This is a genomic window from Hafnia alvei, assembly GCF_964063325.1.
GTDB classification, from domain to species: domain Bacteria; phylum Pseudomonadota; class Gammaproteobacteria; order Enterobacterales; family Enterobacteriaceae; genus Hafnia; species Hafnia alvei_B.
The window spans coordinates 2,084,039-2,105,203 of sequence record NZ_OZ061315.1 but is presented as its reverse complement, the minus strand read 5'-3'; the positions used below and the strand labels follow the sequence as shown (position 1 = coordinate 2,105,203).

Sequence of the window (21,165 nt, the reverse complement as noted above, 5' to 3'; positions counted from 1 at the left end):
CAAAACATAAAAACAACCTGTCATTTTCTGCTAGATAATGAAGATACGGGTATTTATCAACCGCATGCTTTCTTTTGCGGTTTCATGCGAGCAGGCTTGATGAGTTGATCTACCCAGTCATTTTTAAGCGTAAGTAAGAACGTGCCTAATGCTAGCTTAAAAAACAATCGGGTTACGCGGATGCGTAATCAACTGCCTGTTCGTTGTATTGGCACCAACACCAATGCTTCACATGTCAACGGAGTTACACATGTCCAGACGGCTCAGAAGAACCAAGATCGTAACCACCTTAGGCCCAGCAACCGACCGCGATAATAATCTAGAGAAGATTATTTCTGCTGGTGCTAACGTCGTACGTCTCAATTTCTCTCATGGTACAGCTGAAGATCATCTTGCTCGTGCCAATAAAGTCCGTGAAATTGCAGCAAAACTAGGACGACATGTTGCCATCCTCGGAGACCTGCAGGGTCCGAAAATCCGCGTATCCACCTTCAAAGAAGGCAAAGTATTCCTTAACATCGGCGATAAATTCCTGCTCGATGCCGATCTCACCACAGGTGAAGGCGATAAAGAGAAAGTCGGTATCGACTACAAACGCCTGCCAGAAGATGTGGTTCCTGGCGACATTCTGTTGCTCGACGATGGCCGCGTGCAGCTAAAAGTCCTCGAAGTTAAAGGCAGCAAAGTATTTACCGAAGTGACCGTCGGTGGCCCTCTATCCAATAATAAAGGGATTAACAAGTTAGGCGGCGGTCTGTCTGCAGAAGCCTTAACCGAAAAAGATATCGCTGATATCGCCACTGCGGCAAAAATCTCTGTCGATTATCTGGCTGTTTCTTTCCCCCGCACCGGCGAAGACATTAACTACGCACGCCGTCTCGCACGCGATGCCGGTTGTGATGCCAAGATCGTGGCTAAAGTTGAACGTGCCGAAGCGGTATGCAGCGAAGAAGCGATGGATGACATCATCTTAGCCTCCGACGTCGTGATGGTTGCGCGTGGCGATCTGGGCGTCGAAATTGGCGATCCTGAACTTGTTGGCATTCAGAAACAGCTGATCCGCCGCGCACGCAAATTAAACCGCTCCGTTATCACTGCGACCCAAATGATGGAGTCAATGATCACCAACCCAATGCCTACGCGCGCTGAGGTCATGGACGTGGCTAACGCCGTGCTGGATGGCACTGATGCCGTGATGCTGTCAGCAGAAACAGCTGCCGGACAATATCCCGCTGAAACGGTCGCTGCGATGGCTCGCGTATGTTTGGGTGCCGAAAAAATCCCAAGCATCAACGTTTCTAAGCATCGTTTAGACGTGCAGTTCGACAATATTGAAGAAGCGATTGCGATGTCTAGCATGTACGCGGCTAACCACCTGAAAGGCGTTACCGCTATCATCGCCATGACCGAATCAGGCCGTACGGCGCTGATGATGTCTCGCATTAGTTCTGGCTTGCCAATCTTTGCCATGTCCCATCGCGAACGTACGTTGAACCTGACAGCCTTATATCGTGGCGTAACACCGGTTTACTTCGATAGCACCAGCGACGGTGTGGCGGCGGCTCAGCATGCTGCAAATCTGCTGCGCGATAAAGGCTTCTTGGTTTCGGGCGATCTCGTTATCGTGACCCAAGGTGATGTAATGGGCACCATCGGTAGCACTAATACCAGCCGAATCCTACGCGTTGAATAAATTACGAAAAAAGAAATAACAAAAGGGCGCAATTGAATTGCGCCCTTTTTCTTTGGGATCGGCTCTGAAAGCTTAAGCGAAACCTATAGGTCTTTTCGCTTATAAGGCTCAAGCTCGCCCGGCTTGCGGGTTTTTAGCAGCTTCAGGATCCACGTATATTGCTCTGGGTGTGGCCCCATCAGTAACTCAACTTCTTCGTTCATGCGACGAGCCATATCGTGCTCATTCATATCGGCTATATCATCCATCGGTGGACGGATATAGATATCCAACATGCTAGTTTTCCCGTCATACACAGGGAAAAGCGGAATGACCTGAGCACGGCAAAGCTTCATCAAGCGGCCAATTGCAGGCAACGTGGCTTTATAGGTAGCAAAGAAATCGACAAACTCGCTATGTTCTGCCCCATGATCTTGGTCGGGTAGATAATAGCCCCAATAGCCATGGCGTACCGAACTGATGAAAGGCTTAATTCCGTCGTCGCGGGCGTGCATACGCCCACCAAAACGCCGACGACAGGTATTCCACAGCCAGTCCACCATCTTATTCTTTTGATTGTGGAACATCGCGGCCATAGGCTGACCTTGTGCAGCTAGCAACATCGCGGGGATATCAACGGCCCAACCGTGCGGCACTAAAAAGATGGCATTCTTACCGCTTTCACGCAGCGCTTCGATATGCTCCATGCCATGCCAGCGGGTGCGTTTTAACACGCGCTGTGGATCGCGCAGCGTTAGCTCGGCCATTAAGAACATAGACTGCCCTGCACGCTCGAACATGCGATCAATAATGTCTTCACGCTGAGCTTCGGTTAATTCTGGAAAGCAGTACAGCAAATTTATTCTTGCGCGGCGCCTTGCTCCACCTGCGAGTTTCCCGGCCCAGCGCCCAACGGTAGCAAGGATAGGATCTCTTAGGCGCACCGGCAAATAGGCCATCGCAACCATGGTCCCAACGCCTATCCACGCTCCCCAGTATTTAGGCAGCAGGAAGCTTTTTTCAAACTTAGGGATAAACTCCACGTTTGACCGTTGTTCTTTTTCCATAGAAAAGCTCTTTAATAAAACATCAGCTAATTATACACCTAAGTGACATCAATACGTTTTGATATACGTTTTGATATAACTCTTGGGCGTAAAACGACTGAAAAAATTTGCACATAAACAGCGCAAAGAAAAACAGCCGGTTAACCGGCTGTTATAAACGATGTCTAATCTTAATCTAGCTGGAGTTGCGGAACAACCTGACGCACCTGAGCTAAATACTCGCGGCGATCTTTGCCAGACAAACCATCAGAGCGAGGAAGTTGCGCCGTCAATGGATTCACTGCCTGATTATTCAACCAGAATTCATAATGCAGATGGGGTCCTGTGGAGCGTCCAGTATTGCCTGACAATGCGATGCGGTCACCACGTTTTACTTTTTGCCCCGGCTTAACCAGAATTTTTTTCAGGTGCATAAAGCGCGTCGTATATTGGCGACCGTGACGGATAACCACATAGTTGCCCGCAGCACCGCTACGTTTAGCGATGACCACTTCACCATCACCAACGGCTAATACAGGTGTTCCCACCGGCATTGCGAAATCTACACCTTTGTGCGGTGCTACACGGCCTGTTACCGGATTCACACGGCGCGGATTAAAGTTGGATGATACGCGGAATTGTTTTGTGGTTGGGAAACGCATAAAGCCTTTTGCCAAACCGCTGCCCTGACGATCGTAGAATTTGCCATCATCTGCACGCACCGCGTAATAATCTTTACCACCCGAGCGCATTCTTACGCCCAGCAACTGGCTCTGCTCGCTACGACCATTCAGCTCTTCACGCGACATCAGAACGGAAAATTGATCGCCCTTCTGCAATTTACGAAAATCCATCTGCCACTGCAGCGCTTTGATCACGGCATTCACTTCTGAGCGGTTCAGACCTGCAGCACGCGCGCTATTGACGAAGCTGCCGTTCAATGTTCCCGTGACAACTTTATTTTTCCACTCGCCCTGCTGTGACTCAACGGCTTCTTTAAAGTTACCGTTCACCAAATTATAGGTGCGCGTTTCGCGACGATTCACTTCCCAAGTCAGCTGTTGTAGTTCGCCTGCATCATTCACTGCCCACGACAGCGTTTGGCCTATCTTGAGGTTACGCAGTGCTGGATTTTTCTTCGCTAATGCGGACACCTCTGACATATCAATGCCAAACTGGGTCAAAATGCTGCCAAGCGTATCACCGGTGGAAACCACGTAATCATGGGTACCAGAATCGCTATCTGCTTTATCGTCTAATTCGTCGGTAGGAACTTCATCTTCTGGGGCGGGTTGATCCAGTGGCTCACTAGCCTCAGGGACAAGCGTTCGCAACTGTTTGTTATCCAATGGGATAATTTTAGCAGAAGCGCTATCGCTATCAATATTCGGTTGGTAAACGAATGGCCGCCAAATAGAGACGGCCAACGTGATGACGGTCAGTGACCCTAGCATAACCCGATGTGGTCGGGGCAAGTTGTTATACGCTAGGGCGATAGATCGCGCTATCTGCTGCACTCGGTTATTCCTCTTAATCTCCGTTCAGGCAGCTTGAATACTGTTGCGATAGCTGAGTTAAGAACCTCATGTAACTATCAGCACCCAGTGCGATCGCGCTTCCCAAGGGATCTAAGGTTCCCTGGCGGACTTTTGTCCCCTGCGCAACCGCTGAGATTACTGCTGGCCTGAACTGTGGCTCAGCGAAAACGCAAACCGCTTTCTGCTCAACCAACTGTGTTCGAATTTGATGTAAACGCTGTGCGCCAGGCTGAATCTCGGGATTGACCGTGAAGTGACCTAAAGGAGTCAGACCAAAGGTTTTCTCGAAGTAACCATAGGCATCATGAAAAACAAAATACCCTTTACCTTGCACAGGCCGCAGCATCATACCAACATTTTTTTCTGTCTGCTCTAGTTGTTCCTCGAATTTACGTAGGTTGACATCCAGTTTGTCTTTGTTTTGTGGGCTTTGTAACAATAATTTGTCGTGTATCGCTATCGCTATCTGTTTTGCAATGGCTGGAGAGAGCCAAATGTGCAGGTTATATTGCCCGTGATCGTGATCATGATGCTCTTCTGAACCAGTCTCAGCGCCATTTGTAACATTATGTGTAGCAAATTTTTCAGATTTTTCTACATTGCTTTCTGCTGCATGCGCTTTATGGTCATGATCGTCATCGTCATCACCGGCCATCAGCAGGCTGTGAACGGCTGGCAGCCCTGTCAGCATCAGATTCTTGTTATTTTCGAGCTGTTGGACTGGTTTTGTTAGGAAAGCTTCCATTTCCGGCCCTACCCACACAACAAGGTCAGCGTCACGCAAACGTTTGATGTCGGATGGCTTAAGTGCATAATCATGCGGTGACGCCCCATCAGGAAGCAAAACTTCCGTTGTCGTAACACCATCAGCAATTGCCGAAGCGATAAATCCTAAAGGACGGATTGAGGTTAATACCGCAGCCTGTGCGCAGCTGATCCCAGCGCTTGTTACCAGTGCAGCAGCAATAATAGTGCGCTTAAACCAGGCTTTTTTGTGTATCATGTCAAAATTCTCTTCTTCAATTTGGGTGATCGTTATATTATAACATTTCATCCATTCTGCAATATGCAAAAACATGTCGAGTCAAAATACAGTTCAAAACAAAAGTAGTTTGGTATCGCTGAAAGACATTACCGTAAGCTTCGGTGCTCGCAATGTGCTTTCTCACATATCGCTCGATCTCAAACCCGGACGCATTCTGACGCTGCTGGGACCAAATGGTGCAGGAAAGTCTACGCTGGTTCGCGTCGTGCTTGGGTTGATTAAGCCTACCTCAGGCACTATTGCCACCGCAGAAAAGCTCACCATTGGCTATGTACCGCAAAAACTGCACCTCGATGCAACGCTGCCGTTAACCGTCAGTCGGTTCATGCGCTTGCGCCCTGGCGTGCGCAAAGAGGATGTGTTGCCTGCTCTGAAGCGTGTACATGCGGCTCATCTGCTCAATCAACCGATGCAAAAACTTTCTGGCGGTGAAAACCAGCGGGTTCTACTGGCGCGTGCGTTGCTCAATAAACCCGATTTGTTGGTGTTGGATGAACCTACCGCCGGCGTGGATGTTAACGGACAACTGGCGCTGTACGATTTAATCAATCAGCTCAGGCAAGAGCTTAACTGCTCAGTGCTAATGGTATCGCACGATTTACATTTGGTGATGGCAAAAACGGACGAAGTGTTGTGTTTGAACCAACATATTTGTTGTTCAGGTACACCGGAAGTGGTTTCTATGCACCCTGAGTTTATCGCTATGTTTGGCAACCGCGGCGCGGAACAGCTCGCGATTTATCGCCATCATCATAATCATCGCCACGATCTGCAGGGAAAAATTGTGTTGAAAAGTAATGGGAGCCAGCCGCAATGATTGAGTTACTTCTCCCCGGCTGGATCGCTGGCACATTGCTGGCGTTAACTGCTGGCCCGCTTGGCTCGTTTGTCGTATGGCGCCGAATGTCATATTTTGGCGATACGCTGGCTCACGCGTCCCTGCTAGGCGTTGCTTTTGGCCTACTGTTGAATGTAAACCCTTTCTTTGCCGTTATCGTCGTTACGCTGTTGCTGGCCATTGGCCTTGTATGGCTAGAGCGACGCCCAACGCTCGGCGTAGATACCTTGCTCGGCATTATGGCCCACAGCGCACTGTCGTTGGGACTCGTGGTAGTGGCTTTGATGTCAAACGTACGCGTGGATCTGATGGCGTATTTATTCGGCGATCTGTTATCCGTCACCTATGACGACATTATTATGATTGCCATCGGTGTCGCCGTCGTACTGGGAATTTTATGGTGGCAATGGCGACCACTGCTTTCGGTAACGATAAGCCCAGAGCTTGCCCACGTTGACGGCGTTAATCTCGAACGTGTGCGTATGATATTAATGCTAGTCACTGCGCTAACCATCGGCTTAGCGATGAAATTCGTAGGGGCATTAATCATCACCTCACTGCTGATTATCCCTGCCGCCACGGCGCGCCGCTTCTCACGCACGCCGGAACAAATGGCCGGAATCGCCGTTATCATCGGTATTTTAGCCGTAACCGGCGGCCTCACATTTTCTGCTTTCTACGATACGCCAGCTGGCCCCTCAGTGGTGCTATGCGCTACCGCGATGTTTATTCTCAGTTTGAGTAAAAAGCAGAGCGTGTAGAATTACGTAAATATAAAAAGCCCGAGACATTGAAGATGCTCGGGCTTTTTTTTCGACGAGAGAAACTATTCTCTTGGACGAGATCCTCTCTATGAAGGCTATTCTTCGCGGGTCAGACCAAAATGCTTATAAGCGTGATTGGTCGCCATACGACCGCGTGGCGTGCGCTGCAGGAAGCCCTGTTGAATAAGATAAGGCTCCAGCACGTCTTCAATGGTTTCACGCTCTTCACCAATGGCCGCCGCAAGGTTATCGAGCCCTACTGGCCCGCCCATGAACTTATCAATCACTGCCAGCAGCAGCTTTCTATCCATGTAGTCGAAGCCTTCGGCATCAACGTCCAGCATATTTAGCGCCTGCGTCGCCACATCGCCGTTGATATTGCCATCGGCGCAAACTTCGGCGTAATCCCTCACTCGGCGCAACAAACGGTTAGCAATACGCGGCGTACCGCGAGAGCGACGCGCCACTTCGTGTGCGCCCTCTTCCGTCAATGATAAACCAAGACATTGCGCGCTGCGGCCAACAATGTGCTGTAAATCAGCAACCTGATAAAACTCCAAGCGCTGTACAATACCGAATCGGTCGCGCAACGGCGAGGTGAGTGAGCCCGCTCGCGTCGTTGCCCCCACCAGCGTGAAAGGAGGAAGGTCGATTTTAATGGAGCGTGCCGCAGGCCCTTCGCCGATCATGATATCAAGCTGATAATCTTCCATCGCCGGATACAAAATTTCCTCAACGACCGGTGACAAACGGTGGATCTCATCGATAAACAGTACATCATGAGGTTCGAGGTTCGTCAGCATGGCGGCGAGATCGCCCGCTTTTTCTAGCACCGGGCCAGAGGTTGTGCGTAAGTTCACGCCCATCTCATTGGCGACAATGTTCGCCAACGTGGTTTTCCCTAGCCCTGGAGGGCCGAAAATCAACAGGTGATCGAGTGCATCGCCGCGCAGTTTGGCCGCTTTGATGAAAATCTCCATCTGACCACGCACCTGTGGTTGCCCAACGTATTCTGAGAGGCTTTTTGGGCGGATAGCGCGATCGATAATTTCTTCTTCGTTTTGCACTTCCGCAGTAATCAGACGGTCAGCTTCAATCATCCTTCATTTACCTCACTGGCGATCACAGCGCCGCGCGCAGTGCATCACGAATTAATGTTTCGCTATCGGCATCTGGTTTGGCAATTTTACTTATCATCCGGCTGGCCTCTTGCGGTTTATAGCCTAGCGCAATCAGTGCAGCAACGGCCTCACCTTCAGCATCAATTTCAGCGGCCGGTTTCTTCGCTTCAGGCATTGGCAGGTCACTGTGGTTATTAAACAGATCGCCGGTTAAACCTTTAAAGCGGTCCTTCATTTCAACGACAAGACGCTCCGCCGTTTTCTTACCCACGCCGGGTAATTTCACCAGCGTGCTAACTTCTTCACGTTCAATAGCGGTAACAAACTGCGGGGCTGACATGCCGGATAAAATAGCTAGCGCCAACTTTGGCCCAACACCATTAACCTTAATCAGCTCGCGGAACAGTGCGCGTTCTTGTTTGTTATTAAATCCGTACAGTAACTGCGCATCTTCACGCACCACAAAATGGGTGAAAATAATGGCTTCCTGCCCTACATCAGGCAGTTCATAAAAACAGGTCATCGGCATATGGACTTCATAACCTACGCCGTTGGCTTCCAGCAGCACTTCCGGCGGCTGTTTTTCCAGAACAATACCTCTGAGACGACCTATCACGCGCAATTCCTCTTAAAATGTTAACTCTTTCATTATGGCTTACAGCTTATACCATAAAAAAAGCTGGATGAATATCCAGCCCATTGAGTTCGATACCTAATTACTTTAAACGCCCACGAGCCAAGTTCAAGCGAGTTGGACTGGCTCTCAGCGCATTTTGGCTCACATGACAATGCGTGATTGCTACCGCCAGCGCATCGGCAGCATCAGCCTGTGGGCTTGCCGACAGTTTGAGCAGAGAACGCACCATATGCTGAACCTGCGATTTCTCCGCAGCCCCCGTTCCAACCACGGTTTGCTTGATTTGCCGTGCGGCATATTCAAACACGGGCAAATCAACGTTCACCGCGGCCACAATCGCGGCCCCACGAGCCTGACCCAGCTTTAAGGCTGAATCGGCATTTTTAGCCATAAAGACCTGTTCAATGGCAAAAATATCGGGTTGGAACTGAGCAATGATTTCGCTGACGCCGGCATACACCAGCTTAAGACGTGTAGGTAAATCATCGACAGAGGTGCGGATGCACCCGCTGCCGAGATATTCGAGCTTTCGCCCCACCTGGCGGATCACGCCATAGCCTGTGATCCGCGAACCGGGGTCAATCCCGAGGATGATACTCATTCCAGAGTAGCCGCAACCTCGTCGGAAACTTCACCGTTGTGATAAACTTCCTGCACGTCATCACAATCTTCCAGCATGTCGATCAGGCGCATCAGTTTCGGTGCGGTTTCTTCGTCCATTTCTGCCTTAGTAGAAGGGATCATAGAAACTTCAGCAGATTCAGCAACCAGACCGGCAGCATCTAACGCATCTTTCACTTCACCGAAGGTTTCCCACGGAGTGAACACGTCGATAGCGCCGTCGTCATAGGTGACAACGTCATCAGCACCGGCTTCCAGCGCGGCATCCATCACGGTATCTTCATCCAAACCTGGGGCGTAGGAAATCACACCTTTTTTGGTGAACAGATAAGAAACGGAGCCATCAGTTCCTAAGTTACCGCCGGTTTTGGTGAAGGCATGACGCACTTCAGCCACAGTACGGTTACGGTTGTCGCTCAGACATTCAACCATAATCGCAGAACCGCCAGGACCGTAACCTTCATAGATGATGGTTTCCATATTGGTATCATCATCGCCGCCAACACCACGCGCGATTGCACGGTTCAACGTATCGCGGGTCATGTTGTTAGACAGCGCTTTATCAATTGCTGCGCGCAGACGTGGGTTCGCACCCGGATCACCACCACCTAATTTCGCAGCGGTAACCAGCTCGCGAATAATTTTGGTGAAGATTTTACCGCGCTTAGAATCCTGCGCGGCTTTACGGTGTTTCGTGTTGGCCCACTTACTATGACCTGCCATATGTTTCTCCGGTAAAAGCCGTAGGGCTTTAAAAATGACAAACTTTACGCCTGTTAGGATGAATAGTGACAAACCGCCAAGCTTATTGGCTTAACACGGTTTGCCACACAGGCACTTAATCAATGAACGAGTTCTTCAATCGCCTGCCGGTTGCTCCACGATTTGGTGAGCTGGGCAGCCTGCTCAACGTCTAGCCATTGATAAGCCAGATGTTCCGTCAGTGGGATCTCTCTCTCTGACGGCAGCGCCAAACAGAACCAGTGCTCCAAATTGCGAGTCACACCGGGTGCATAGCGATGGCGCAAATGCGCAAATAACTCAAACTCCACACAGTGCTGACAGTCCATCAATGACAGGCTTTCACCTGAAATATCAATACCGACTTCTTCCTTTACTTCACGCTGTGCGGCGTGCGGCGCAGATTCATTTTCCTCTAAACTGCCGGTAACCGACTGCCAGAAATCAGGATCGTCGCGCCGCTGTAACATCAGCACCCGACCACTCTGGCGGGCATAAATGACCACCAGAATCGACTCAGGACGCTTATATGCCATTAGGCTTTCTCTGCGTCGTCTGCGCTGCCTTTTTTGGCAACCACAGCGATAGAGAGCTCCTGCAACGATGCAGGATTTGCAAAGCTTGGCGCATCGGTCAGCGGGTCAGCGGCAGCCGTTGTTTTAGGGAATGCGATAACATCACGGATATTATCGGTACCGGTTAACAACATCACCAGACGATCCAGACCAAATGCCAGACCTGCGTGTGGAGGCGTACCGTACTTCAGCGCATCCAGCAGGAAGCCAAACTTATCGCGTTGTTCTTGCTCGGTAATACCCAGAATACCGAATACGGTTTCCTGCATTTCGCCGTTATGAATACGCACAGAACCACCGCCCACTTCATAGCCATTCATGACCATGTCATATGCGTTAGCAATAGCGCCAACGGGATGTGCTTTCAGCTCTGCTGGGGAGATATCACGAGGTGCGGTAAACGGATGATGCATCGCTGCCAAACCACCTTCACCATCGTCTTCAAACATAGGGAAATCAACAACCCACAGCGGTGCCCAGCTGTTTTCGTTGGTGATTTTCAGCTCACGACCCACTTTCAGACGCAGCGCGCCCATGGCATCGGTGGCGATCTTGCTAGTATCCGCGCCGAAGAACAGAATATCTTCGTTTTGTGCACCGGTGCGTTCCAGAATAGATTCTAAAACTTCAGCGTTCAGGAACTTGGCAATTGGGCTTTGAACCCCTTCCATACCTGCGGCACGGTCATTGACCTTCATCCATGCCAAACCTTTAGCGCCATAGATGCCGACAAACTGGCCGTATTCATCAATGATTTTACGTGTCAGCTGCGCGCCACCTGGAACACGTAATGCAATTACGCGGCCTTTAGGATCGTTAGCAGGACCTGAGAAGACTTTGAAATCAACGTCCTTAACCAAATCAGCAACGTCAACCAACTCCAGCGGGTTACGCAGGTCTGGTTTATCAGAACCATAACGGCGCATCGCTTCAGCAAACGTCATAACGGGGAATTTGCCCAGATCAACGCCTTTGATTTCCTGCCACAGAGAATGAGCGAGTTCTTCCATCACTTCACGCACTTGTTCTGCGCTCATGAAAGAAGTTTCGACATCGATCTGGGTGAATTCAGGCTGGCGGTCAGCACGCAGGTCTTCATCGCGGAAGCACTTAACGATCTGATAGTAGCGGTCAAAACCAGACATCATCAGCAGCTGTTTGAACAGCTGTGGAGACTGTGGCAATGCATAGAACTTGCCTTTATGCACGCGGCTTGGCACCAGATAGTCACGGGCACCCTCAGGCGTTGCCTTAGTCAGCATCGGCGTTTCGATATCAAGGAAACCGTGGTTATCCATGAAACGACGTACAAACGCAGTAATGCGCGCACGCGTTTTCAGACGCTGTGCCATTTCAGGACGACGCAGGTCAAGATAACGATACTTCAGGCGGTTTTCTTCGCTGTTAGTCTGATTGAAGTCTAACGGCAGTGGTTCTGAACGGTTAATGATTGTCAGAGCATGACCAAATACTTCTACTTCGCCGGTGGACATGTCTTTATTTTTTTGGCTATCTGGACGTGCACGAACGGTACCCGTGATTTGCACGCAGAACTCGTTACGCAGCTCTGAAGCTTGCTGGAACGCTTCTTTATGATCAGGATCGAAGAATACCTGTACCACGCCTTCACGGTCACGCAGATCGATGAAGATTAAACCACCCAGATCGCGGCGGCGATGTACCCAACCGCAAAGCGTGACTTCCTGACCCTCATGGGACAAATTCAACTGCCCGCAATAATTAGTACGCATAACGATATCCTTTGGCTTTCTTATGTACTTCACCGATGCCACATCCGAACATAAGTCCGGATGGGTGCTGCCTGTGCAGCCCTATAATATTTTAAACTCGAGTCGTGCTAATTCTCTGATTTTCCTGACTTCGGCTTGAAGTCAGTGGCATACCATCCGGTTCCCTTTAGCTGGAAACCCGCAGCAGAAACGCGTTTTTTCAGCGTCGGTCTGCCGCACTCCGGACAATCAACCAACGGCGCATCGGCCATTTTTTGCAATTTCTCTAACTGATGATTGCATTCGCTACAAGCGTATTCGTAGATCGGCATAGCAGTGATAGATTACATGTTCGATGAAAAAAGGCGGCTATTATAAAGGAAATTCGCCGCTGCGATAAGAGCAGGCGCGCACTTTGCGCGGATTCTCGCCATCTCATCAAAACAGTCTATACTCTCGCCGCTATGCAGGATACTGCTTGTTAACTTATTGATACAACACATTTTCTTTTTAAATTAACGAATTACAGAATATCGTCACCAAGTCGTTGCTACATCCCGTTACGTTTAACGGGCTTATTTTGCGTTTTCTTTAAACAAAGGCCTTGTTGCACTGTCGCCGTTTTACTGGCTATTTTCACATACCGATGATGAACGGTTTCCCATTTTTGCGCTATGACGCATATCTACGATTTGATAAGAATCAAATAAGTACAATAATCTTTCATTCACAAAGCAAATTCACCGCAGACAAACTCAAGACTTATTGCATTATCAGGGGAGAATAAGAGTACACGCACGTCCTATAGCCTCATACATCACCCACGGATCTCAAAATCGAAATAGAGAACTTATCAATATGCTGGCAGACCTACACACTACGTCTTAGGCACGTGAGCGCCAGAATTTATCCATTCCGACCAATAGTTCAACGAAGATTAAATAAAAACGTCAAAAGTCGAGAGATACAACATTATTTTGTAAGTAATGAATGCAATTTAAATACCGATACTTTTATATACTTAGAATCAAATAAAAAACTTAATTCAAATAAATTAAATTCAGTTCAAATAGCAATGACTCCCTTTTTTATTTACTAATCGTTTAACCATTCAGGAATAACATACCCTCGAATATCTTATCTAGCATTGGAAATGAAAAAATGAATCTACTTATTACTGGGGCAACTGGTTTTTTAGGCGGTGCCGTACTCGCAAAAGTATTGCTTGATGACAAGCCAGTATCTCTTCTTCTTTTAGTACGCTCAGATAATTCGCAAAATGCTTTAGCTAGGATAAAAAAGAATCTGGTTAATTTTGGCTGCTCTGAAAAAACATTAGAAAAACTAACGAGTGATAATATTCTCATCGGCGATCTTTCTGACCCTGATGGTTTTATTCACGATGAAAGGTTAAACAATATAACTCACGTTATTAATAGCGCGGCTATCGCTTCGTTTGGCGAAAACCCACTCATTTGGAAAGTGAATGTTGAAGGCACATTAAAATTTGCCGCTCACATGTCTAAACATGCGAAACTTCAGCGATTCGTACATGTCGGTACAGCAATGTCATGTGTGCCAGAGGCAGACTCGGTCGTCACTGAAAGCCTGACGTTAAAAGATGAAAACGAACATCTGGTGCAGTATACGTATTCAAAATCTGTTATCGAGAATCGTATGCTGACAGAGTGCCCTGATTTACCGTTAGTGATTGCCAGACCTTCGATTATTGTGGGTCACAGCGAGCAAGGCTGTACACCGTCTACCAGCATATTCTGGGTATTCCGCATGGCGCTAATGTTGGGCAAATTTATGTGCTCAATGGACGATAAAATTGATGTTATCCCCGTTGATTATTGCGCTGACGCCCTTCTCCTTCTTCTACAAAAAGAAAATATGGATGAAAAAATATTTCATATTTCAGCAGGTGAGGCGGGCAGCGTGACTTTCGGTGAAATAGACAGTGCTATTGCTCAAGCAACAGAGACAAAACCGGTTAATCTCTCTTATGAACAAGTAGAATATATCGAATTAGTTAAATCCAGAAAAAGTTTTAAAGGCATATTTGGACAGTGTAACGAGCGACTGATGCTACGAGCTATGCGTCTCTATGGAGAGTTCTCGATTCTGAATGTCCGTTTTTCTAACGAGAAATTACTCCAGCTTGGAATATCTGCACCGCCACGATTCACCGACTATGTTGCTAAGTGTGTAGCCACTACAGCAAATCAATCAATACCTGAGCAAATGGTCGTAGATTTTAAATAATAACCATAGCGTAGATAGGCTTATTTAATTAAGTCTATCTACCCTTTTGCCTAGCCCGCTAATATTCATTTTATGTTATATTTCTCTTGCGTTTATTTTAGAGAGATATCGACATCATGATGTTTATCGGCCTTCCACAATGGCAACACGCCGCTTGGCATAAAATCGGGCTCAAGGACCTTGCGGATTACAGCCAATACTTCAACTGTGTTGAAGGCAATACCACGTTTTACGCACTGCCCAAACAAGAGCTTTCACGGCGTTGGCGCGATATGACTGATGATGACTTTCGATTTTGCTTCAAGTTTCCATCGGCAATCAGCCATCAAGCCGCCTTAGCCCACTGTGATACACATCTTCAGGATTTCTTTAGCAGCCTCTCCCCTGTCCATTCACGCATTGGTCAGTTTTGGCTACAGCTGCCTGCTGCATTTTCGCCACAGCATTTACCCCGTCTATGGCAATTTTTAGATTCACTGCCGAAAGAGTTTACCTATGGTGTTGAAGTCCGCCACACAGACTTTTTTGCCAAAGGCGACGCTGAACGTGCGCTTAACCGTGGACTCTATGAACGGAAAATAAACCGCGTGATATTAGATAGCAGACCCGTTCATCATGCTTCACCGCATACTCCAGCAGTCCGTGATGCGCAGCAAAAGAAACCAAAACTTCCCTTACATGCTGTTTTGACTGCTGAAAATCCACTCGTGCGTTTTGTTGGAGGCGATGTGTTAGATGACAATCGTCGCTGGCTGGACCAGTGGGGAAATAAGCTGACTGAATGGGGTAGCACCACCACGCCCTATCTTTTCGTTCACACACCTGACTGTACCGATGCACCACAGCAAGCACGAGCGCTTTGGCCACTTCTTGCCAAATATATCCGCAATTTGCCGCCTCAGCCCGATTGGCCTTTGCAAACAGATATGTTTTGATAGGTAGCAAAATTTCAATACCTGCATCACAACCCCAACCTGACTGATGCTTTAACAAGCTAACTATTTTACTTACAACGATATTTCCTAAGGACAATGCTCTTTGAGCCCGCTATTATTCATTCGTAGGTAAATTATTGGGCAATGGAGCTAAAAATGGTAAGCGCGCTTTATGTCGTGCTCGGCGCACTGTTGTTGATCAAGCTATCTTTGAACGTTGTAAAACTGCGTATGCAGTATCGTGTTGCCTACGGTGACGGCGGTTTTTATGAGCTGCAAACCGCAATCCGCGTACATGGCAATGCCGTTGAATACATTCCAATTGCGGCAATACTGCTGGTTATGATGGAAATGAACGGTTCGCTGATTTGGATGATCCACGTATGCGGAATTTTACTGATCGCGGGTCGGCTAATGCATTCCTACGGTTTACGTCACCGTGAAATTCGCTGGCGTCGCTCAGGAATGAGTGCAACGTATATCTCACTGGTACTGATGGTGATCGCCAACCTGTTTTATCTACCGTGGGATCAAATGTTTACGCTAGATTAAAACATCGTCTTAACGTGCTTTTGTTAAAGGAGGAGAGTTCCCTCTCCTCCTTAGATGCGACCTAAATCAGCTAAAAAATCTCAATGCTGTTTCAAGCAGTTGCAACGCAGCAACCATGAACTTTGCAAGAACTGTGAGCAGTTCTAGAAATTTCATACGCTCTCTCCTAGTCAGGAGCACTAACGATGACCTTGCCTTTCCGCAGCCTATCAGCCATCGGATTGTTGAAAAATACTAACGTGCTTCCTTGAGTTAAGGCACCAATCGACACCACTCGCTATTGGCTAGGACTTTAAACTCGTTGCCCGATTGCGGCTCAAAACACGTTATTCATTTCAACAAAAATGATTATATGCCATGACACTGTATATACAACCAGTGTTTATGGTAAGATTTATTAAGTTTGTTGTAACTGCCAATAAATTGACTTGCTTGCCCTGCCGTCTTATATTTGTCCAGTTGAAGAATACTAACGTGCACCGTGGTCACCAGCCGCAGTCACAAAATAAAAAACCTCGCATACCAGCGAGGTTTTTTATTTTCAGCCGAATGACATGGCTAAAAGACAATCCGAAGATTGTCTTTTGCTCAGCGCGTACAGCTTATGCTTTGTTTTTCTTACGAGACAGCATGAAGCCAGCCCACAGAACCGCCACCCAAATTGGAAGTAGGACCACTGAAATTCGGATCCCCGGTGTCATATACATGATCACCAAGATGAGCCCCAAGAAAGCCAGACATAAGTAATTGCCGTACGGATACCAAAGCGCTTTGAAGGCCGTCGCCACACCCTGTTGGTTTTTTACCGCTTTGAACTTGAGATGAGCCATACAGATCATCACCCAGTTAATCACCAGCGTAGAGACCACCAGCGCCATCAACAGCTCAAAAGCCTCGCCCGGCATAATATAGTTAATCAAAACTACCGCTGACGTTGTTAATGCAGAGAGGCCAATCGACAGAATCGGTACGCCGCGACGGTTCACTTTCGTCAATGCCGCAGGTGCATTACCTTGCTTTGCTAGCCCAAACAGCATACGGCTATTTGAATACACACAGCTGTTATAAACAGACAGAGCCGCAGTGAGAACCACGATATTTAGCGCGGTGGCCACCCAGTTGCTATCTAGCGCATGGAAGATCATCACAAACGGGCTTCCGCCCTGTACAACGTTTTGCCACGGGTAGAGAGACAGCAAAACGGTCAATGAACCGATATAGAAAATCAGAATTCGGTAGACCACCTGATTGGTGGCTTTAGGGATACTTTTGCGCGGTTCGCTTGCCTCTGCGGCGGTAATTCCTACCAGCTCAAGACCACCAAAGGAGAACATAATCACCGCCATGGCCATAATTAAACCGTGCCAGCCATTTGGTAAAAAGCCACCTTGAGTCCATAGGTTAGTGATACTTGCCTGCGGACCACCAGAGCCGGAAGCTAACATCCATGCACCAAAGACAATCATGCCAATAATCGCGCCGACTTTGATGATTGCAAACCAAAATTCAGTTTCACCATAAACGCGAACGTTGACCAGATTGACAATATTGATGATCACAAAGAAGCCAGCCGCCGACATCCACGTGGGAATATCCGGCCACCAATATTGGATGTAGATACCCACCGCGGTCAGTTCCGCCATCCCTACCAGCACGAACATAACCCAGTAATTCCAGCCCGCTAAGAAACCGGCAAAACTTCCCCAGTACTTATAGGCAAAGTGGCTAAATGAACCCGCTACCGGCTCTTCAACCACCATTTCACCCAGCTGGCGCATGATCAAAAATGCGATAAAGCCACCAATAGCGTAACCCAGCAGCACCGATGGGCCTGCCATTTTAATGGTTTGCGCAATACCCAAAAATAGCCCCGTACCAACCGCACCTCCGAGTGCAATCAGTTGGATATGCCTATTTTTCAATCCCCTCTGTAGGGTTTCTTCTTGTTGCAGATCGCCCATTTTATCCTCTGTGCGAAAGCGTCATTCGCGCTGTGTGAACGCTGAATCGTGGCGCATCGTATTATTTTATTTACATTGCGGGCTGCTTTGTATCACTTCCGGCCTATTGCAATCAAGCCAAACTTCATGCTAGGCGAGCTAGTTGTTGCCAGTTTATCCATTCGTCAACGCACTCATCAGGCGCTATCTATGCCTTATCACCGCCGCCACATCCCTCTTCTTCGCAAGGGAATAGCTCTCGCAGGGGTTTATCTGCTAAAATGTGCGCCCTTTGTTGAAACCGCATGCACCTGTTTATGTCAAACCGCGATACTCATTCTGATAACACTTTTGATGATAAGAAAGGCGTTGACCGCGATACGCTTTTCTCGGCCCCGATTGCTAAGCTCGGCGATTGGACTTTTGACGAGCGCGTCGCTGAAGTATTCCCCGATATGATCCAGCGCTCGGTGCCAGGTTATTCCAACATCATCTCAATGATCGGGATGTTGGCAGAGCGTTTTGCACAACCCAAAACAAACGTGTACGACTTGGGCTGCTCGTTAGGTGCGGCGACGTTGTCTATGCGCCGCAATATTCGTGCCGAAGGATGCCAAATTATCGCCGTGGATAATTCGCCGGCGATGGTAGAGCGCTGCCGTCGCCATATTGACGCGTTCCGCGCACAGACCCCCGTCGATGTTATCGAAGCCGATATTCAACATATTCACATTGAAAACGCCTCGATGGTGGTTCTCAATTTCACGCTGCAATTTTTAGCGCCCGAAGAGCGTCAATCACTGCTGAATAAAATCTATCAAGGCCTATTGCCGGGTGGCGTGTTAGTGCTATCTGAGAAATTTAATTTTGAAGATAAAACGCTGGGCGAGCTGCTATTTAACATGCACCACGACTTCAAGCGTGCCAACGGCTATAGCGAACTAGAAATCAGCCAGAAGCGCAGCATGCTGGAAAATGTCATGCTGACAGATTCAGTAGAAACCCATAAAAAACGCCTGAATCAGGCCGGATTTGAACACGCTGAAATCTGGTTCCAATGCTTTAACTTCGGCTCCTTGTTAGCCGTGAAGGGAGACGTCGTCGCATGATCGAGTTTGGTAATTTTTATCAACGCATTGCCAATAGCCCACTCAGCCATTGGCTGGAAGTGTTACCGGCACAGCTGGCCGTATGGCAACGCGAGTCGCTGCATGGCAAATTTAAAGACTGGTTTAACGCCGTCGATCGTCTCCCTGAAATTACGCCACATGCTTTAGATTTACTTCACGGCGTCAGTGCCCAGGCAGAACCTGAGCTAGGGCCTGGACAAAAAGAAGGCATTGAAAAAATGCTGCGTGCGTTGATGCCGTGGCGTAAAGGTCCATTCGATTTGTACGGCATTCATATCAACACCGAATGGCGCTCTGATTGGAAATGGGAACGCGTTTTACCGCATATTTCTCCTCTGGAAGGTCGCACTATCCTCGATGTTGGCTGCGGCAGTGGTTACCACCTGTGGCGCATGATTGGCGCCGGCGCGCATTTTGCCGTGGGCATCGACCCAATGCAGCTTTTCCTATGCCAGTTTGAAGCTGTGCGCAAATTGTTAGGTGGCGATCAGCGAGCGCATTTACTTCCGCTCGGCATTGAGCAGCTACCCGAGTTAGCCGCCTTTGACACCGTGTTCTCGATGGGCGTGCTCTACCATCGTCGCTCCCCCCTTGATCACCTCTACCAGTTAAAAAACCAACTGGTCAAAGAGGGCGAACTGGTGCTTGAAACTTTGGTTATCGAAGGCGATGAGAATCAGGTTTTGGTGCCCGGCGATCGCTATGCACAAATGCGCAACGTCTATTTTATTCCTTCGGCTAAAGCCTTGGTAAAATGGCTCGAAAAATGCGGTTTTGTTGATGTTCGCATCGTTGATTCTTGTGTGACTACGTTGGATGAACAGCGCCGCACCGACTGGATGATCAGCGAATCATTGGCGGAATTCCTCGATCCTAACGACCAAACGAAAACCGTAGAAGGCTACCCTGCCCCTATCCGTGCGGTCATCGTGGCGCGTAAACCCTAAGCGTCAAACGAAAAAAAGCCCCAACAACAATTGTTGGGGCCATACTGTTTAGTGAGACATCCACTAAAATTCGTACTACTTCTACTGGAACTGCTCAACACACGTCTGCGCTAGGCAGAACGTGGATACGGTTCACCAAGACTCAGCGCGGTTTTCATTGCTTCGACCACTTCACCATCGACGCAATAATGAGTAAATTCATCAAACTCACTGTCTGAGCACATCGTCACTCCCGCCTTACGGTAGCGCATCGCTGACGGCACCATATGGCCCGCAGAGCTGTGTACTTCACTCAAACCAACCTCTTGGAATTTATGCAGGTTCGTTAAACGCACTCCTGCACCCGCCATAATGACCGGCCCTTGAGTTTCATTAAGCAACTCTTTAAGCAGCGGTAAGCCAACTTCAGCGCTTTGCTGCTGACCAGATGTCAGAATGCGCGCAATCCCTAAATCGGTCAACTGGCTCAACGCAACGAGTGGGCTCACGCACATATCAAAAGCGCGATGGAAGGTGATCGCCATATTACCGCTCAGCTGCATCAGCTCACGCATTCTTGGCAAATCGATATGACCTTCAGCGTCTAACATACCGATGACAGCGCCGGGGAAGCCCATATCGCGGATCATCGCCATGTCATTTTTCATCACTTCAAATTCAGTATCGCTGTAGCAAAAATCTCCGCCGCGTGGCCGAATAATTGGATGTACGGGAATAGAGACCTTATCGCGAGCTAGTTTCAGGGTCCCGTAGCTTGGCGTTAAACCACCGTCTAACTGGCTTGCACAAAGCTCAATACGGTCTGCACCTGCGCGTTCCGCCGTCAGGGCGCATTCCACCCCGAAACAACAAATTTCCAATTTCATAATGAAAAAACCTCCAAAAAAAACCGCCAAAACAGACTACGTTACGTGAAAACTTTTCATTCCAACGTAATGACACTTGAGAAAGTGGAACCTTCTCGCGTAGGCTGACAAAAAACGTGATAAGTATCGTTCCCAGTAACGAACTCTTGATACGCTTAAGAACACTCATACAAACCGGCAGAAAAACGCACATTAATCA

20 protein-coding genes are annotated in these 21,165 nt (G+C 48.4%); 8 read left to right on the top strand and 12 right to left on the bottom strand.

Translation table 11 applies throughout. The annotated features are described in order from the left end of the window. Positions 1 to 250: 250 nt before the first annotated feature. Complete coding sequence (pyk, locus tag AB3Y96_RS10020; protein ID WP_025801942.1) at positions 251 to 1,693, top strand: pyruvate kinase; 1,443 nt, start codon at positions 251 to 253, stop codon at positions 1,691 to 1,693. A gap of 83 nt (positions 1,694 to 1,776) precedes the next feature. Here the strand turns inward: pyk and lpxM are convergent, their stop codons facing one another. The 3 genes from lpxM to znuA form a co-directional block, all read right to left on the bottom strand. Next, positions 1,777 to 2,739, bottom strand: coding sequence for a lauroyl-Kdo(2)-lipid IV(A) myristoyltransferase (gene lpxM, locus AB3Y96_RS10015; RefSeq protein ID WP_072307514.1), 963 nt, complete (start codon positions 2,737 to 2,739; stop codon positions 1,777 to 1,779). Between the two features lie 170 nt (positions 2,740 to 2,909). Continuing rightward, on the bottom strand, positions 2,910 to 4,235 hold the full coding sequence (gene mepM / locus AB3Y96_RS10010) for a murein DD-endopeptidase MepM (RefSeq protein WP_072307513.1): 1,326 nt from the start codon (positions 4,233 to 4,235) through the stop codon (positions 2,910 to 2,912). 13 nt (positions 4,236 to 4,248) lie between these two features. Further along, positions 4,249 to 5,259, bottom strand: a complete 1,011-nt coding sequence (znuA, locus tag AB3Y96_RS10005; protein WP_367300305.1) for a zinc ABC transporter substrate-binding protein ZnuA — start codon at positions 5,257 to 5,259, stop codon at positions 4,249 to 4,251. 73 nt (positions 5,260 to 5,332) lie between these two features. Here znuA and znuC point away from each other — a divergent pair, with 73 nt between their 5' ends. Further along, positions 5,333 to 6,118, top strand: a complete 786-nt coding sequence (znuC, locus tag AB3Y96_RS10000; RefSeq protein ID WP_072307512.1) for a zinc ABC transporter ATP-binding protein ZnuC — start codon at positions 5,333 to 5,335, stop codon at positions 6,116 to 6,118. After that, positions 6,115 to 6,900 carry a zinc ABC transporter permease subunit ZnuB gene (gene znuB / locus AB3Y96_RS09995; RefSeq protein ID WP_072307511.1) on the top strand — a complete coding sequence of 262 codons (786 nt, stop codon included), beginning with the start codon at positions 6,115 to 6,117 and terminating at the stop codon, positions 6,898 to 6,900. The genes znuC and znuB overlap by 4 nt, the downstream gene beginning before the upstream one ends. A 98-nt stretch (positions 6,901 to 6,998) precedes the next feature. On the opposite strand, the gene ruvB is transcribed toward znuB, so the two are convergent. The 7 genes from ruvB to AB3Y96_RS09960 form a co-directional block, all read right to left on the bottom strand. Next, positions 6,999 to 8,003, bottom strand: coding sequence for a Holliday junction branch migration DNA helicase RuvB (gene ruvB, locus AB3Y96_RS09990; RefSeq protein WP_040045112.1), 1,005 nt, complete (start codon positions 8,001 to 8,003; stop codon positions 6,999 to 7,001). 22 nt (positions 8,004 to 8,025) lie between these two features. Then, on the bottom strand, positions 8,026 to 8,640 hold the full coding sequence (ruvA, locus tag AB3Y96_RS09985) for a Holliday junction branch migration protein RuvA (RefSeq protein ID WP_072307510.1): 615 nt from the start codon (positions 8,638 to 8,640) through the stop codon (positions 8,026 to 8,028). 100 nt (positions 8,641 to 8,740) lie between these two features. Continuing rightward, entirely contained in the window at positions 8,741 to 9,262 is a 522-nt protein-coding gene (gene ruvC, locus AB3Y96_RS09980) for a crossover junction endodeoxyribonuclease RuvC (RefSeq protein ID WP_025801926.1), read from the bottom strand. Beyond that, positions 9,259 to 10,005 carry a YebC/PmpR family DNA-binding transcriptional regulator gene (locus tag AB3Y96_RS09975; protein ID WP_072307509.1) on the bottom strand — a complete coding sequence of 249 codons (747 nt, stop codon included), beginning with the start codon at positions 10,003 to 10,005 and terminating at the stop codon, positions 9,259 to 9,261. The genes ruvC and AB3Y96_RS09975 overlap by 4 nt, the downstream gene beginning before the upstream one ends. Positions 10,006 to 10,124: 119 nt before the next feature. Continuing rightward, positions 10,125 to 10,559: a dihydroneopterin triphosphate diphosphatase gene (nudB, locus tag AB3Y96_RS09970; protein WP_072307508.1), complete on the bottom strand. Its 435-nt coding sequence runs from the start codon at positions 10,557 to 10,559 to the stop codon at positions 10,125 to 10,127. After that, complete coding sequence (gene aspS, locus AB3Y96_RS09965) at positions 10,559 to 12,349, bottom strand: aspartate--tRNA ligase (protein ID WP_072307507.1); 1,791 nt, start codon at positions 12,347 to 12,349, stop codon at positions 10,559 to 10,561. The genes nudB and aspS overlap by 1 nt, the downstream gene beginning before the upstream one ends. Before the next feature lie 107 nt (positions 12,350 to 12,456). Next, on the bottom strand, positions 12,457 to 12,660 hold the full coding sequence (locus AB3Y96_RS09960; protein WP_072307506.1) for an FmdB family zinc ribbon protein: 204 nt from the start codon (positions 12,658 to 12,660) through the stop codon (positions 12,457 to 12,459). 829 nt (positions 12,661 to 13,489) lie between these two features. On the opposite strand from AB3Y96_RS09960, the gene AB3Y96_RS09955 reads away from it, so the two are divergent. From AB3Y96_RS09955 to AB3Y96_RS09945, 3 genes are all read left to right on the top strand, one after another. Next, positions 13,490 to 14,596 (top strand): SDR family oxidoreductase, encoded by a 1,107-nt coding sequence (locus AB3Y96_RS09955; protein ID WP_072307505.1) that lies wholly within the window; start codon positions 13,490 to 13,492, stop codon positions 14,594 to 14,596. Between the two features lie 116 nt (positions 14,597 to 14,712). Then, positions 14,713 to 15,531 carry a DUF72 domain-containing protein gene (locus AB3Y96_RS09950; protein WP_367299095.1) on the top strand — a complete coding sequence of 273 codons (819 nt, stop codon included), beginning with the start codon at positions 14,713 to 14,715 and terminating at the stop codon, positions 15,529 to 15,531. Between the two features lie 156 nt (positions 15,532 to 15,687). Then, on the top strand, positions 15,688 to 16,083 hold the full coding sequence (locus AB3Y96_RS09945) for an MAPEG family protein (RefSeq protein ID WP_025801912.1): 396 nt from the start codon (positions 15,688 to 15,690) through the stop codon (positions 16,081 to 16,083). Between the two features lie 602 nt (positions 16,084 to 16,685). On the opposite strand, the gene AB3Y96_RS09940 is transcribed toward AB3Y96_RS09945, so the two are convergent. Further along, the gene (locus tag AB3Y96_RS09940) at positions 16,686 to 18,044 is read right to left on the bottom strand and encodes an amino acid permease (protein ID WP_072307503.1); all 1,359 of its coding nucleotides are present in this window, start codon (positions 18,042 to 18,044) and stop codon (positions 16,686 to 16,688) included. 296 nt (positions 18,045 to 18,340) lie between these two features. On the opposite strand from AB3Y96_RS09940, the gene cmoA reads away from it, so the two are divergent. Both cmoA and cmoB read left to right on the top strand, forming a co-directional pair. Beyond that, on the top strand, positions 18,341 to 19,132 hold the full coding sequence (cmoA, locus tag AB3Y96_RS09935) for a carboxy-S-adenosyl-L-methionine synthase CmoA (RefSeq protein WP_072307618.1): 792 nt from the start codon (positions 18,341 to 18,343) through the stop codon (positions 19,130 to 19,132). After that, positions 19,129 to 20,100, top strand: a complete 972-nt coding sequence (cmoB, locus tag AB3Y96_RS09930) for a tRNA 5-methoxyuridine(34)/uridine 5-oxyacetic acid(34) synthase CmoB (protein ID WP_367299094.1) — start codon at positions 19,129 to 19,131, stop codon at positions 20,098 to 20,100. Before cmoA ends, cmoB begins: the two co-directional genes overlap by 4 nt. 110 nt (positions 20,101 to 20,210) lie before the next feature. Here cmoB and cutC read toward each other — a convergent pair whose 3' ends face one another. After that, positions 20,211 to 20,969, bottom strand: a complete 759-nt coding sequence (cutC, locus tag AB3Y96_RS09925; protein ID WP_072307617.1) for a copper homeostasis protein CutC — start codon at positions 20,967 to 20,969, stop codon at positions 20,211 to 20,213. Between the last annotated feature and the right edge of the window lie 196 nt (positions 20,970 to 21,165).

Coding starts and splice junctions, on each gene's coding strand:
- pyk (WP_025801942.1), top strand. CDS start 251: ATGTCCAGACGGCTCAGAAGAACCAAGATCGTAACCACCTTAGGCCCA.
- lpxM (WP_072307514.1), bottom strand. CDS start 2,739: ATGGAAAAAGAACAACGGTCAAACGTGGAGTTTATCCCTAAGTTTGAA.
- znuA (WP_367300305.1), bottom strand. CDS start 5,259: ATGATACACAAAAAAGCCTGGTTTAAGCGCACTATTATTGCTGCTGCA.
- znuC (WP_072307512.1), top strand. CDS start 5,333: ATGTCGAGTCAAAATACAGTTCAAAACAAAAGTAGTTTGGTATCGCTG.
- znuB (WP_072307511.1), top strand. CDS start 6,115: ATGATTGAGTTACTTCTCCCCGGCTGGATCGCTGGCACATTGCTGGCG.
- ruvB (WP_040045112.1), bottom strand. CDS start 8,003: ATGATTGAAGCTGACCGTCTGATTACTGCGGAAGTGCAAAACGAAGAA.
- ruvC (WP_025801926.1), bottom strand. CDS start 9,262: ATGAGTATCATCCTCGGGATTGACCCCGGTTCGCGGATCACAGGCTAT.
- AB3Y96_RS09975 (WP_072307509.1), bottom strand. CDS start 10,005: ATGGCAGGTCATAGTAAGTGGGCCAACACGAAACACCGTAAAGCCGCG.
- nudB (WP_072307508.1), bottom strand. CDS start 10,559: ATGGCATATAAGCGTCCTGAGTCGATTCTGGTGGTCATTTATGCCCGC.
- aspS (WP_072307507.1), bottom strand. CDS start 12,349: ATGCGTACTAATTATTGCGGGCAGTTGAATTTGTCCCATGAGGGTCAG.
- AB3Y96_RS09960 (WP_072307506.1), bottom strand. CDS start 12,660: ATGCCGATCTACGAATACGCTTGTAGCGAATGCAATCATCAGTTAGAG.
- AB3Y96_RS09955 (WP_072307505.1), top strand. CDS start 13,490: ATGAATCTACTTATTACTGGGGCAACTGGTTTTTTAGGCGGTGCCGTA.
- AB3Y96_RS09950 (WP_367299095.1), top strand. CDS start 14,713: ATGATGTTTATCGGCCTTCCACAATGGCAACACGCCGCTTGGCATAAA.
- AB3Y96_RS09945 (WP_025801912.1), top strand. CDS start 15,688: ATGGTAAGCGCGCTTTATGTCGTGCTCGGCGCACTGTTGTTGATCAAG.
- AB3Y96_RS09940 (WP_072307503.1), bottom strand. CDS start 18,044: ATGGGCGATCTGCAACAAGAAGAAACCCTACAGAGGGGATTGAAAAAT.
- cmoA (WP_072307618.1), top strand. CDS start 18,341: ATGTCAAACCGCGATACTCATTCTGATAACACTTTTGATGATAAGAAA.
- cmoB (WP_367299094.1), top strand. CDS start 19,129: ATGATCGAGTTTGGTAATTTTTATCAACGCATTGCCAATAGCCCACTC.